Source organism: Bradyrhizobium shewense (genome assembly GCF_900094605.1).
In the GTDB taxonomy this organism is placed as follows: Bacteria; Pseudomonadota; Alphaproteobacteria; order Rhizobiales; family Xanthobacteraceae; genus Bradyrhizobium; species Bradyrhizobium shewense.
In genome coordinates this window covers 24,239-37,693 of sequence record NZ_FMAI01000017.1, presented here as the reverse complement: position 1 = coordinate 37,693, position 13,455 = coordinate 24,239, and the positions used below count along the sequence as shown (strand labels likewise).

Here is a 13,455-nt window from a genome sequence, read left to right as displayed (position 1 = left end):
CGACTATAGCGGAATGCGGGTCGCGGAAGTGGTTGAATTCCGCGGGAGCTTGGCCCAGAGTCGCGCCCAACAAGTCGATTTTGATTGATGGAAACGACCAATGACTGACTCCAAAACCAGCGATTCTGAGACCGCCGAACTCGAAACATTCCGCGCTGAGACGCGCGCCTGGCTGGAAGCCAATTGCCCGCCGGAGATGCGCAAGCCCGCGGCGTCGGATGCCGACGTGTTTTGGGGCGGACGCAACGCAAAGTTCTCGTCCGAGCCGCAGCGCATCTGGTTCGAGCGCATGCGCGACAAGGGTTGGACCGTGCCTGACTGGCCTAGGGAATATGGCGGCGGAGGTTTGAGCGCAGCCGAGCACAAGGTGCTGCGCGCCGAGATGGGAAAAATCGGCGCGCGGCCGCCGCTGTCGAGCTTCGGCATCTGGATGCTCGGGCCGGCGCTGCTGAAATACGGCAACGACGCGCAGAAGAAGGAGCACCTGCCGAAAATCGCGGCGGGCGAGATCCGCTGGTGCCAGGGCTATTCCGAGCCGAATGCCGGCTCCGACCTTGCTTCGCTGCAGACCCGCGCCGAGAGCGATGGCGACGATTTTGTCATCACGGGTTCGAAGATCTGGACCTCCTACGCCAACTACGCCGACTGGATCTTCTGCCTCGTCCGTACCGATCCCGCCGCCAAGAAGCATGACGGCATCAGCTTCATCCTGTTCGACATGACCTCGAAGGGCGTGACGACCAAGCCGATCCTGCTGATCTCCGGCTATTCGCCGTTCTGCGAGACTTTCTTCGACGGCGTCCGCGTGCCGAAATCGCATGTGGTCGGCACCGTCAACCGCGGATGGGACGTTGCGAAATACCTGCTGCAGCATGAGCGCGCGATGATCTCGGGGATGGGCGAGCGGGGCGTCGGCCGGCCGCTCGGTCAGATCGCGGCAAACTCCGTCGGCACCGATGCGCAGGGGCGGCTCGATGATTCCATGCTGCGCGGCAAGATCGCGACGTTCGACGTCGATGAAGCCGCACTCGCGGCCTGCGCCGAGCGCGCCGTCGATCTCGCCAAGGCGGGACAGGCGCATCCGGCGTTCTCGTCGGCGATGAAATATTACGGCACCGAGCTCAACAAGCGCCGCTACGAGATCCTGATGTCGGCCGGCGGCGTCGATGCGCTGGAATGGGAGAGCGAGCGCTCCAAGCAGGGCGCCCGCCCGCGCGCCTGGCTGCGCACCAAGGCCAACTCGATCGAGGGCGGCACCACCGAGGTAATGCTCGGCATCGTCGCCAAGCGCATCCTGGATTTGCCGGGGGCTTGATCGTCGTTCCGGGGCGGTCCGTAGGACCGAACTATGGTGCGCAGTTGCGCACCTGAGAACCTCGAGATACCGGGTTCGCGTCTTCAACGCGCCCCGGAATGACAGCAACAAACACGCATTCCACCAGACGTTAGAGACTCAAGCACATGGCCCTCGTCCTCACCGAAGAACAATCAATGCTCCGCGACTCCGCGCGCGGCCTGATCAGCGACAAGGCGCCGGTGTCGCACCTGCGGCATTTGCGCGACAGCAAAGACCCCGCCGGCTTCTCCAAGGAGTTTTGGCATTCCTTCGCCGAGATGGGCTTCGCCGGCCTTTTGGTGCCGGAAGAGTTCGGCGGCAGCGGGCTCGGCTATGTCGAGGCCGGTGTCGTGATGGAGGAGATCGGCCGCACCTTGATGCCGTCGCCGTTTCTCGCCACCAGCGTGGTCGCGGCCTCGGCGCTGAACCGCGGCGGCAATGCCGCGCAGAAATCGGAGTACCTGCCAAAGATCGCGAGCGGCTCGCTGCTCGCGACGCTCGCGATCGACGAAGGCACAAAGCACCGCCCGCTCCAAACCAGTCTGCAGGCCGTGCGCGCGGGCAACGGCTTCAAGCTCTCGGGCGCGAAGGCGCTGGTCGTCGATGGCCACGTTGCTGATGTGCTCATCGTCGCCGCGCGCACTGCCGGTTCCGCCGGCGAGCGCGAAGGCTTGACGCTGTTCCTGGTCAACCCCAAGGCCAAGGGCGTCGCGATCGAGCGCACCATCATGGTCGACGCGCACAATGCGGCGCGGATCGAGCTCACCAATGTGGAGGTCAATGCCGACAGCGTGCTCGGCGAGATCGATCAGGGCGCCGCGCTGCTCGACGGCGTGCTCGACATCGGCCGTGGCGCGGTCGCCGCCGAAATGGTCGGCCTCAGCGAAGAAGTTTTCAACCGTACCGTTGAGTACCTCAAAAACAGAAAGCAGTTCGGCAAGCTGATCGGCGAATTCCAGGCGCTGCAGCATCGCGCCGCCGAGCTCTATGTCGATATCGAGATCACCCGCGCCGCCACCATGAAGGCGCTTCAGGCGCTAGATGCCGATGTTGCCAAGGCAACATCGGCCGTCGCGGTGGCAAAAGCCCGCGCCGGCACCACCGCCACGCGCGCGGTGCAGGAAGGCGTGCAGATGCACGGCGGCATGGGCATGACCGACCAGTTCGACATCGGCTTCTTCATGAAGCGTGCCCGGGTGTGCGAGGAATTGTTCGGCGACGCCAACTACCACACCGAGCAGCTGGCGCGCGCGCGGGGGTATTGAGGCGACGGCCCAAGGCACGATGGTGCCTCACCCCGGGTGTCGTCCCGGCGAACGCCGGGACACATAACCCCTGGGAGTAATTTGACGAAGGCTCGGAGTTTGAAGATCTCTCCGCGGTACTGTCACCTGTGCTTATCGATAGATCACGCGGTATGGGTCCCGGCGTTCGCCGGGACGACAGCAGAGAGAGCCGCCTCTTCCTTACCGCATCGGCGGCGCGTACTGCACGCCACCCGCGTTCCACAGCTGGTTCATGCCGCGCGGGATCTTCAGCTTCGACTTCTCGCCGATGTTGCGCTCGTACATCTCGCCGTAATTGCCGACGTGGCGGATGATGCGGACGGCCCAGTCCTTGGTGAGGCCGAGCTGCTCGCCGTAATTGCCTTCGGTGCCGACGAGGCGCATCACCTCCGGCTTCTTCGACTTCAGCGCCTCGTCGATGTTCTCCGAGGTGACGCCGAGCTCTTCGGCGTTGATCATCGCATAGAGCGTCCACTTCACGATCATCATCCAATCGTCGTCGCGCTGGCGCACCACGGGGGCGAGCGGCTCCTTGGAGATCATGTCCGGCAGGATCATGTTGTCGCCGGGCTTCGCCAGGTTGATCCGCAGCGCGTAGAGCTGGGAGACGTCGGCGGAGAGGGTGTCGCACTTGCCGGTGTCGTAGGCCTTCACGACCTCGTCGAGCTTGTCGAACTTCACCTCGTCATACTTCATGTTGTTGGCACGGAAGTAATCGGCGACGTTGAGTGCCGTCGTGGTGCCGGCCTGGACGCAGACCTTGCTGCCGGTCAGGTCCAGCGAGGTCTCCTTGTTGCGCGACCGCGGCAGCATGAAGCCTGCGCCGTCGTAATAGGCGACCGCGGGGAAATAGAGGTCGTAGTCGAGCTCGCGCGCCATGCTCCAGGTCGAGTTGCGCGAGAGGATGTCCACCTTCCGGCTCTGCAATTCCTTGAAGCGCTCGCCGGCATCGAGCGGGATGAACTTCGCCTTGCCCGGATCGTTGAAGATCGCCGCGGCCACCGCGCGGCAGAAATCGACGTCGAAGCCGGTCCAGTTTTTGTTGTCCTCGGAGTACGAGAAGCCCGGCAGGCCCTTGTTGACGCCGCACAGCACCTCCCCGCGGCGCACGGTGCGCTTCAGCGTACGGGTGTCGTAGAACTCGTAGATGATGGCCAGAACGGCGACCAGCACGGCGACCGCGAGCCCGATCAGCAGGCCGCCTCGAAAAGTGCGCATCATGTTGCTCTCTCGAAAAATCGGGAAAAGGAATCAGGAGGGAAGGCGACGAGCATGGTCCGGAGGACCATGCTCGGATCAAAAACCTCAGAGCTCGGGCTTCTGCCGGATCACCACTTTGGTGCCGACGGGGACGCGCTCATAGAGATCGGCGACGTCGTTGTTGACGAGACGGAAGCAGCCCGAGGACACCTTGGTGCCGATCGTATCGGGGCGGTTGGTGCCGTGGATGCGATAAACGGTGGTGCCGAGATACATGGCGCGGGCCCCGAGCGGGTTGCCGGGCCCGCCGGCCATGAAGCGCGGCAGATAGGGCTGGCGCTGGATCATCTCCGGCGGCGGCGTCCAGTCCGGCCACTCCTTCTTGTTGGTGATGTTCACGAGCCCCTGCCACTGGAAACCGTCGCGGCCGACACCGATGCCGTAGCGGATCGCGCGTCCGCCCGGCTGCACCAGGTAAAGGTGGCGCTCGGCCGTGGAGATGATGATGGTGCCCGGCGTCTCGGTCGTGCGGAAGTAGACGACCTGCTTCTGCCATTCCGGTTCGAGCTGGTAGCCGTCGTCGGCGACCAGACCCGGCTCGTCGCCGCGATCAGGCTGCTGCGCGATGGCATGTGGTGCGGACAGGATCAGGCCGATCGCGGCCACGAACATCCCGGTCAGGCGACGAAAATCCGTCATTTCAAGCTCTCCCCACTGCCACGGCGCAAATCATTCGGAACCATCAAACCTGAGGGGCATGTTCATGGCAAGTTGATGGCGCGCCGCCCTGATATGTCACGAGAATGCTTTGGTTTTTTGACGCCCGCCTGGCAATGCCACAAACAGGGGATGGCGCGAAAAGCCTAGTTTTTGGCTTCGCCCAAGGGTGAAGCGCTTTTGTGCGTGATGGAGTGAAGCTCCATCGTGTTTGGCCAATGCGGCGCTCTCTCCGTTCCCTCCCCCCTTGTGGGGGAGGGGCAGGGAGGGGGGTGCCGCACGGGGATTCTCGCCGTCGCACACCACACTCGGCAGCGCCAACCACCGACACCTTTTTCCGGGCTACCCCCCTCCCTAGCCCTCCCCCACAAGGGGGGAGGGAACGCACCTCAATCGGGGAGCCAGTCGGGCCTTATCTCCGTCATCGTCAGATCTTATTGCTCTCCGGCGCGATACCGAGCCGCCTTACAATCTCCGTTCCCACCGCGCGCGCCTCCACCCGCGAGCCGATCCGCGGGCTGCGAAACCGCCGTCCCGAGTGCAGGCGGATCGTGACAATGCAGTGCTCGTCCTCGGACCGGCCGCGGCGCTCGACGGTGATCGTCTTCACGTCATGCCCCTCGATATGATCGGCGCGCGGCGTGCCGTCTCCCCACAGGCGTTCGACGCGGATGTCGTCCTCGCGGATGATCCAGAACGCGCCGGTGACGAGGTTGGCATAGCGATGCACGGCGAACGCCGCGAGCACGCCGAGCGGCAGCAGCAGGATGTCGACATGGCTGGGCGGCCATCCGCGCCACAGCTTGTAGGCATAGGGCAGGGCGGACAATGCAACGGCGATCAGGGACACGATGCGGATGTCCCGCGCGGAAAACGCCTCCAGCGGCTCGCCGAGATGCATCTCGGGATTGCTGGCATCGAGCGGGTTGACGGGCTCCTCGACATTGGGAACCTCGAACTGCGCTGCGATCCGGGCCACGGTGTCGCGAACATGGGTGACGTCGGAGATCGGCGGGGACGTCAGTCGCTCTCCCGAAGTCAGCGTGAAGACGAGCTGAAAGCGGGCCTTCACCCGCTTGCTGCCGGGAACCTGCAGCCTCGTGATGACGTCCTTCGCGACGATGCGCGTACGCAGCTTTCCGAACGGGCTTTGCCGCCCGATCAGGATCTCGCCCGGCGTGATGATCCACACCACCGCCGGCGCCATCATGATGCCAACGACGAACCCGGCTCCCACCAGCAGCGCCGCCACCGATATGATGATTTCCAGCGTGTCGTGCGTAAGCAGGCCCGGCGTGAAGCAGAGCGCAACGGCGGCCGCGAAGCCGGACATGACCAGCCGCTGCGCGATCGAGGCGCCTTCACGAAGCCGGATGTCGTTATTGAGGGGCGTGTCGTCCATTGCGGGCGGCTGATTGCGTCAGCGCGAAACTCCACGGACGGGTCCGTGGAGTCAAGCAACAAGGGTGACAGCCGAAACCCGCCGCACCATGCCCGCGCCGCATCAGCTGCTGACGTTCAGCAGCTTTGCCACCGTGCGGTCGATCTCGTCGTAGCGGCCCTCGCCGGCGTGCTGGAACACGATCTTGCCGGTCTGGTCGATGATGTATTGCGCCGGCCAGTACCGGTTGCTGTAGGCGTTCCAGGTCTTCGAATCGTTATCCTGCGCCACCGGATAGGTGATGCCGTGGCGCCTGAGCGCGGCCTGCACGTTGGAGGCGGAGCGCTCGAACGGGAATTCCGGCGTGTGGACGCCGACCACGACCAGGCCTTTGTCCTTATACTTGGCATAGAGGTCGGTCACGTGCGGCAGCGTGTTGACGCAGTTGACGCAGCCATAGGTCCAGAAATCGACCAGCACGACCTTGCCGCGGAGATCGGCCATGCTCAGTGGTTTCGAGTTGAACCAGTTGGTGACGCCGGCGAAGTCCGGCGCGGTCTGCTGGTTTGCGGCGGCGGTGAGGACAGGCGTGGCGCGCGCGGCCTCCTCGCAGATGCCGGGAATGACGGCGCCGGTGACGGTGAAGCCGATCAGGGCGGCCGAGACGGCGAGCAGCTTGAAAGTCATGGAAGCGTCCTCCGGTGAAGATGAGGGATGATCACAGGCCGATCTGGCCGGTGGGATAGAAGCCGGTGAGCCACGCCACGATCAGCGTGTCGTATTGGAAATAGGCGGCGACCGCGAAGCCGATCACGACGATGCCAAAGCCCTGCTGCAGCCGCGGCGAGATCCGCGCCAGCCTACGCACGCGTGTGGTCGCGGCCTGCCCGCCATAGGCGATCCCAAGCATCGGGATCGCGGCGCCGATCGCATAGGCGATCAGCAGCGTGCCGGCCCAGCTGAGGTTCTTCGAGGTCGCAACCAGCGTCAGGATCGAGCCGAGCACAGGGCCGGCGCAAGGCGTCCAGACCAGGCCCAGCGTGGTGCCGAGCACCAGCCCGCCGAGCGCGCCCTCGCGCTGGGTAGCGCCGGAATTGCCGAGATCGAGCCAGCCATTGAGCCGGCTCGACAGCCATTCGAACGGCGCCGGCCACAGCATCAACAGGCCAAAGCCGAGCAGCAGGATCGCGGCGGCTTCGCGCAGCACATTCGGATCGAAATCGAACAGGCGGGTGATCGCACCCAGCAGCAGCGCGGTCGCCGAGAAGGAAAGCACGAAGCCGAGCGCGATCATCGCCGGGCGCAGATGCCCCGCGCGCCCGATCGAGGCGCCAAGCAGGATCGGCAGCATCGGCAGCGTGCAGGGCGCGGCGATGGTGAGGATGCCGGCAAGGACGGCGAAGACAAGTTCGAGCATGGGGCACTCGTGAAGGAGGTCACGAGGGGAGTTCGGGCGGGATGGGGCGATCGTTACGGAGCGTCACGGCTTCGTGACGGGGAGCGGGTTTGCGAGGCAGCCCGTTAGCCGCAGCGGCAGTGCGCTCCCTCCCCCCTTGTGGGGGAGGGCAGGGGAGAGGGGTAGCCCAGGAAATGGTCCATCCATCTCCGCTCATTCCGCGTGCAAAATCGAGAGAGTCCCCGTGCGGCACCCCTCTCCCTGCCCCTCCCCACAAGGGGGGAGGGAATGAGAGAGTGGTGCCCTCCTTACTCAGCCGGCGGCTAGAGTCGGCAACATGCCCCCAAACACAAAACGACCCGGAGGGGGGCATCCCGTCCGGGTCGTAGAGGTCCTTGGGAGGTTTAAGCAAAACCGTATGTGAGCTTTATAGGAGGGAAGTTTTTCCGCCTGATGTTGTGCTTTGTTTCAATTGTTTCGTGGGCGGTAACACTTCCGTGTCCCGGGAGAGGGCCAGATCGGTGGCCCTATCCCTTTGAATTCATTGAGCTTAGGCGGCGAAGCGCTCGACGCCGCAGCCCCTAAGCAATTCCGCCAGCTGCTTGCGGGCGTAGAACATCCGCGTCTTCACGGTGCTCTGGGGGATGCCGATGATCTGCCCGACCTCCTCCACCGACTTCTCGTGGTAGTAGACGAGGGTGATGATCTCGCGATGCGCGGGCGACAGCTTCTGCACGCAGGCGCGCAGGATGGCGCTGGTGTCGCTGCGGTCGAGCGAGGTCTCCGGCGTATCGGAATCGTCGGGGATCTGGCGCACGTCCTCCTGATCGATGTCCTCGAAGCGGCGCTGGCGCATCGCGGTCAGCGCCTTGAAGCGGGCAATCGAGAGCAGCCAGGTCGAGACCTGCGAGCGGCCCTGGAACTGGCCGGCAGTGCGCCACACGTCCAGAAACACCTGGCTGACGAGATCTTCTGCCGCGGTGGCGTCACGCACGATGCGCAGGATGAAGCGGTACACCCGCACGCTGTGCCGGCAATAAAGGATATGCATCGACGTCCGGTTGCCGTCGGCAATGCTTTCGAGAAGCATGTCGTCCGAAGTCGCCTGAGCGGCGATGATGCTCTGGCTGGCCTGGGCGTTGATGGCGATGACGTTCCGCATTGACTTGGCTCCCCGTAGCGCCGCGACCGAGCGGCGTTTCCTTGGACCAAAGTGTTAATGAGCCAACGTTTCGGGACGTCTGCACGAAAAGGGGAAAATGGTTTCGTGCGCCGCCAAATTGTTTCGTCGAAGGAGGGATGACGAAACATTCGGGACAAAAAAGCGTGGAATTTCAATGTACGGAAAATACGGGGGTAGGGGTTTTGAGCCGGACGGAGGCGCCACGGAACGAATCCCGGAGATTTGCGTTCGGTCGCGCTAATCACTCTCCTGTCGTCCCGGGGCGCGAAGCGAACCCGGGACCCATAACCACAGGGAGAAATTTGGCGAAGACTCGGAGTTACCCTTTTGGCGTCATAACCACTTCCTGTGGTTATGGGTCCCGGATCATCGCTGCGCTCGTCCGGGACGACGGCGGGGAGTGTGGCTGCTCTTACGCCTTCTCGCCCGCCGGCGAGAACAGATAGCCGCCGCCGCGGATGGTGCGGATCACGGCGGGCTTGGCCGGATCGGGCTCGATCTTGCGGCGGATGCGCATGATGCGGAGATCAACGGCGCGGTCGAAGGCTTCGGCGTCGCGCGCGTTGGCGAGTTCGAGCAGGCGCTCGCGCGACAGCACGCGCTTCGGATTGGCCGCGAACACCTTCAGCAGCCCGAACTCGGAGGCGGTCAGCGGATGCTCGTTGCCCTCGTCGTCGCGCAAGGCCTGGGCTTCGAGATCGAGCCACTTTGTCCCGAACCGTACCAATTGCTCCTTGTCGGATTTCGCCGCCGCGGCATCGGGCGCTGCGGCCTTGGCCGGCCCGCTCCGCCGCAGCACTGAACGGATGCGCGCCATCAGCTCGCGCAGCTCGCAGGGCTTGGCCACGTAATCGTCGGCGCCGAGCTCGAGCCCCACCACGCGGTCGATCGGGCTCGCGGTTGCCGTCAGCATGATGACGGGCACGTTGATGCGGCTCTTGAGGTCGCGGATGATCGAGAGGCCGTCTTCCTCGGGCATGTTGAGGTCGAGCACGACCAGATCAGGCATGCTGCCCTGGATCGCGGCGCGCAAGGACTTGCCGCCGTCGCACAGCGTCACGGTGAAGCCGTGCATCTTGAGATAATCGCCGACCATCTCCCGGGCCGGGGCTTCATCGTCGACGATCATGATGTGCTGGCTTTGGGTCATGGTCTTGAGATCACGGCATTTCGGTCGCGGGAAGGGTGATGGTGAAGGTCGAGCCCTTGCCGGGCCCTTCGCTGTCGGCGGTCACCTCGCCGCCATGCATGTCGACAATACGCTTGACGATGGAGAGCCCAAGTCCCGTCGAGCTCTCGCCGGCGGTCGGTTTGGCCGACAGCCGCTGGAACCGGCCGAACAGGCGGCCGAGATCTTCCGGCGACAAGCCGGCGCCCTCGTCGCTGACGCGGATGACGGTCTCGCTGCCCTCATGGCTGACGACCACGTCGATCCTGCCGCCGATTGGTGAGTATTTGATGGCGTTGCTGATGAGATTGTCGATGGCTTCGCGGATCCGGTCGGTGTCGCACATGGTGACGATGTTGGCCGGCGCGGCGACGCTGATCGCCTGCTGCTTGTTGACGGCGAGCGGCTGGTTGGCCTCGGCGACCTCCTTGACCAGGGCGGCGACATCGACCGGCTCGCGGCGGATGGTGATGTCGAAGGCATCGGCCATCGCATCCGAGATCAGATGGTCGACCATCGTGGTCAGGCGCTTGGTGGCGTCGCGGATATGGTCGACCTGGGCGACCACGCCGTTTTCCGAGGCGCCGGTCGAGATCAGCTCCTTCAGCATCTCGGTGCGGCCCAGGATGACGCCGAGCGGATTTTTCAGATCGTGCGCGACGGTGCCCAAAATCTCGTTCTTGAAGCCGTTGGCACGCTGCAGCCGCAGCCATTGCGCCGAGAGGCGGCGGTTGGCCTGCATCAGCGCGCGGGTGCGCTGGGCGACGCGGTCCTCCAGCTGGGTGTTGGCGGCCTGGAGCTGCTGATAGAGGATGACGTTGTCGAAGGCGATCGAGAGCCTTGAGGAAAAGATCTCGACCAGCGAGCGATCGGTCTCGGATAATTCGCGCTCGGCCTGCAGCAGCACCACCACCTCGCGGCCGGACCCGGTGCGCAAATAGATCACGCTGCGGTGGTCGGCGAATTCGTTCTTGCGGCGTTGGAACGCGGCCTCCACCATCTCGCGCAGTTCGGGATCGAGCGCCTTCGACGTCGTGGTGCCGATGAAGCGGCTGTAGCAGCCGCTGCCGGCGAGCACCGAGAGTTCGGGGTCGAGGCCGCCATTGTCGCGCAAGACCAGTATACCGGCGCAATCGACGTTGAGCAGCGAGGCGAGCTGGGTCAGCACACCCTCGGCGAGCCGCTGCATCGACTTGAAGTCGTACAGCGTCGAGGCCGCGTCGATGATGATCTCGAGCCCGCGCCTTGTCTGCACCATGCGCTCGAGCTGCTGATAGGAGCGCAGCGCCGCGGTCAGCGAGGTGAACAGCTTGTCGGCGGTGAGCTCGGTCTTGGCCTTGTAGTCGTTGATGTCGTACTGCACGATCACGCGCCGCTCGGGCGCCTGGCCGGGCTGTCCCGTACGCAGGATGATGCGCACCGTCTCGTTCCGGATTTCGTTGCGGATGAACTCGACCAGCTCGAGGCCGGCGACGTCGGTCTCCATGATGACGTCGAGCAGCACGGCGGCGATGTCGCTGTGCTCGGCCATCAGCTTGCGGCCTTCCGCCGCGGAATAGGCCGACAGGATCTCCAGGCTCTGGCCGTTCAAGCTGTAATCCGAGAGAGCAAAACGGGTGCCGTCATGCACGGCCGGATCGTCGTCGATGACGGCGATCTTCCATTTCCGGGCGTTGGCATCCTCCGACGCGGTACCGGTATCGTCGATCAGGTGGAGGACATCGTCCTGTTCGGCCATTGAGAAGTCCCGTCACTTTCTGTGCTTTGCGCGCCGCCCTTGGCAACCCGGGGCATGATAATGCGAAAAGTGGTGCCTTGTCCCAGCTTGGATTCCAGCATCATGCGCCCGCCGAGCTGCTGGGTGACGAGGTTATAGACGATATGAAGCCCGAGTCCCGTGCCGCCTTCATTGCGCCGGGTGGTAAAGAAAGGGTCAAAGGCCTGGCGCTGCACGTCGGAGGTCATGCCGGCCCCGTCGTCGGTGAAGATGAGCTCGACGTCCTCGGTCCCGCGTGGCCGCGCCTGGATGATGATCGTGCCGGCACGCCCGTCGGCGAAGGCGTGGTTGGCGGCGTTGAGGAAGAGGTTGGTGAGGATCTGGCCATAGGAGCCGGGATAGCCGTCGAGCAGCAGCCCCTCGGGCACGTCGACCTGGAGCGTGATCGGCGAGCGCTTCAGCACCGGGCGCAAGCTGGCGATGATCTGGTCGGTGGCCTCGCTGAGCGAGAATTGCCGCCGCTCGGCATGGGAGCGGTCGACCGCGACCTGCTTGAACGACTGGATCAGCTCGCCGGCGCGCTGCAGATTGGCGACCAGCTGCTGCGAGGCGTCGCGCGAGGACTGCACGAATTCCTCCAGCTGCGAGCGGCGCAGGCCCCCCTCGCCCCTGAGCTGGGCCTCGAAGATCTCGCTGCGCCGGGCAAAGCTTGAAGCAACGGTGAGGCTGATGCCGATCGGGTTGTTGACCTCGTGCGCGACGCCGGCGACGAGACCGCCGAGCGCCGCCAGCCGTTCGGCATCGATCAAATTCTGCTGTGCGGTATTGAGCTCGAGCAGCGCGCTCTCGGCCTTCTCCTTGGACGCGCGCAGCTCGTCCTCGGTCTCGCGCTTGGCGATCGCGTTCTCGCGGAACACCTCCACCGCGCGCGCCATGGCGCCGACCTCGTCGCGGGCCTTGGTGCCCTGCACCTCGCGGTCGAGGTCGCCGAGCGTGATCGCGCGCATCGCCGCCATGATCTGCTGCAGCGGCAGCCGGATCGACAGCGCGATCATCACGCCGGCGGTGAGGATGATGCCGAGGAAGATCACCGCAATCGAAAGGACGCGGCGGGAAATATCCGCCAGCGTGCGGTCAAAGGTCTCCTGCGCTCTCTGCTCGCGCCGGCGCATCTTGGTGGAGAGGTCGTCGATGGCGCCGATCGCCTCGGCCTGGCTGGCGTCGATGGTGTTGCGGAGCAGCTCGGTGCGGCTGGCAAGTTGCTCGGAGAGCTTTGCAAAGCCCTCGCGCAGCGCGGCGGTGCGGGCCCCGAGCCGCCGCAGGGCCATCTTCTGCAGGTCGTTGTCGGCGAGATCGATCATCACGGGGATGGTCTTCTCGATCGTCTCGGTGTTGCGGCGCGCGTCGTCGGCGGCGCCCGATGACAGCGACAGATAATAGGAATTGGCCGCGACCAGCATCGCGGTGAAGGCCTCGCGGGATTTTCCGAGCGATGGCCAGATCAGCGCGTCGCGATGGCCGGTGGCGCCTTCGATGATGGAATAGAGCCCGGCCATGTCCCTGGCCGGGCCCTGCACCTGGTCCTCATAGGTCTTGGCGATGGTGGCCTGCACGCTGCGCAGCTCGCCGAAACCGTTGAGGAAGCGGTCGGTGGTGCGCTCCAGCTCCTCGACCGAGCCCGACAGCATCGGGTCCTTGGCGGCGCGGTTGGTCAGCGTGCCCAACACCGCCTCGCGCAGCAGCAGGATCTCGGCGAACAGGTCCGGGCTCGGCTGGTTGATGTAGCGATGGATCAAATTGTGCAGGCGCCCGGTCTCGCTTTCGAGCAGCGCCAGGATCCGGTCGGATTCGCGCACCTGGCGCACGTCGCCCCAGGCCGAGCCCAGCACCTGCGCGCCGTTCCAGATCATCGCCACCAGCACCACCACCACGGCGGAGTTCAGCGCCGCGATCGACAGGATGCGCCAGCGGATCGGCACCGCCCGCAGCACGCCGACCAGCCGTGCGCGCAGCCGTCCGATCGGGCCGGACGGCCTGTCTGCGTGCTCGGTATGTCCAAGTGCAGCCAACG

General features: G+C 64.8%; 11 protein-coding genes. 2 read left to right on the top strand and 9 right to left on the bottom strand.

The genetic code is table 11. The features are described from left to right. Positions 1 to 100: 100 nt before the first annotated feature. Together GA0061098_RS28025 and GA0061098_RS28020 are read left to right on the top strand one after the other, a co-directional pair. The gene (locus GA0061098_RS28025; protein WP_091964267.1) at positions 101 to 1,315 is read left to right on the top strand and encodes an acyl-CoA dehydrogenase family protein; all 1,215 of its coding nucleotides are present in this window, start codon (positions 101 to 103) and stop codon (positions 1,313 to 1,315) included. Positions 1,316 to 1,461: 146 nt separating this feature from the next. Further along, positions 1,462 to 2,601 (top strand): acyl-CoA dehydrogenase family protein, encoded by a 1,140-nt coding sequence (locus GA0061098_RS28020; protein ID WP_091964264.1) that lies wholly within the window; start codon positions 1,462 to 1,464, stop codon positions 2,599 to 2,601. A gap of 201 nt (positions 2,602 to 2,802) precedes the next feature. Here GA0061098_RS28020 and GA0061098_RS28015 read toward each other — a convergent pair whose 3' ends face one another. The 9 genes from GA0061098_RS28015 to GA0061098_RS27975 all read right to left on the bottom strand — a co-directional run bounded on the left by GA0061098_RS28015 (position 2,803) and on the right by GA0061098_RS27975 (position 13,453). Then, positions 2,803 to 3,840, bottom strand: a complete 1,038-nt coding sequence (locus GA0061098_RS28015) for an amino acid ABC transporter substrate-binding protein (protein ID WP_091964568.1) — start codon at positions 3,838 to 3,840, stop codon at positions 2,803 to 2,805. 87 nt (positions 3,841 to 3,927) lie between these two features. Next, positions 3,928 to 4,521: a L,D-transpeptidase gene (locus tag GA0061098_RS28010; RefSeq protein ID WP_091964260.1), complete on the bottom strand. Its 594-nt coding sequence runs from the start codon at positions 4,519 to 4,521 to the stop codon at positions 3,928 to 3,930. A gap of 445 nt (positions 4,522 to 4,966) precedes the next feature. Continuing rightward, complete coding sequence (locus GA0061098_RS28005) at positions 4,967 to 5,941, bottom strand: hypothetical protein (RefSeq protein ID WP_091964257.1); 975 nt, start codon at positions 5,939 to 5,941, stop codon at positions 4,967 to 4,969. Between the two features lie 102 nt (positions 5,942 to 6,043). After that, entirely contained in the window at positions 6,044 to 6,607 is a 564-nt protein-coding gene (locus GA0061098_RS28000) for a thioredoxin family protein (RefSeq protein ID WP_091964254.1), read from the bottom strand. 31 nt (positions 6,608 to 6,638) lie between these two features. Further along, positions 6,639 to 7,337 (bottom strand): cytochrome c biogenesis CcdA family protein, encoded by a 699-nt coding sequence (locus tag GA0061098_RS27995; RefSeq protein ID WP_091964251.1) that lies wholly within the window; start codon positions 7,335 to 7,337, stop codon positions 6,639 to 6,641. 529 nt (positions 7,338 to 7,866) lie between these two features. Continuing rightward, positions 7,867 to 8,478 (bottom strand): sigma-70 family RNA polymerase sigma factor, encoded by a 612-nt coding sequence (locus GA0061098_RS27990; protein ID WP_091964248.1) that lies wholly within the window; start codon positions 8,476 to 8,478, stop codon positions 7,867 to 7,869. 433 nt (positions 8,479 to 8,911) lie between these two features. After that, positions 8,912 to 9,649 (bottom strand): response regulator, encoded by a 738-nt coding sequence (locus tag GA0061098_RS27985; RefSeq protein ID WP_018316843.1) that lies wholly within the window; start codon positions 9,647 to 9,649, stop codon positions 8,912 to 8,914. 10 nt (positions 9,650 to 9,659) lie between these two features. Next, complete coding sequence (locus GA0061098_RS27980) at positions 9,660 to 11,405, bottom strand: ATP-binding response regulator (RefSeq protein WP_091964245.1); 1,746 nt, start codon at positions 11,403 to 11,405, stop codon at positions 9,660 to 9,662. Next, a complete protein-coding gene (locus tag GA0061098_RS27975; protein ID WP_245323666.1) occupies positions 11,375 to 13,453 on the bottom strand; it encodes a sensor histidine kinase in 2,079 nt (692 codons plus the stop codon). The genes GA0061098_RS27980 and GA0061098_RS27975 overlap by 31 nt, the downstream gene beginning before the upstream one ends. Between the last annotated feature and the right edge of the window lie 2 nt (positions 13,454 to 13,455).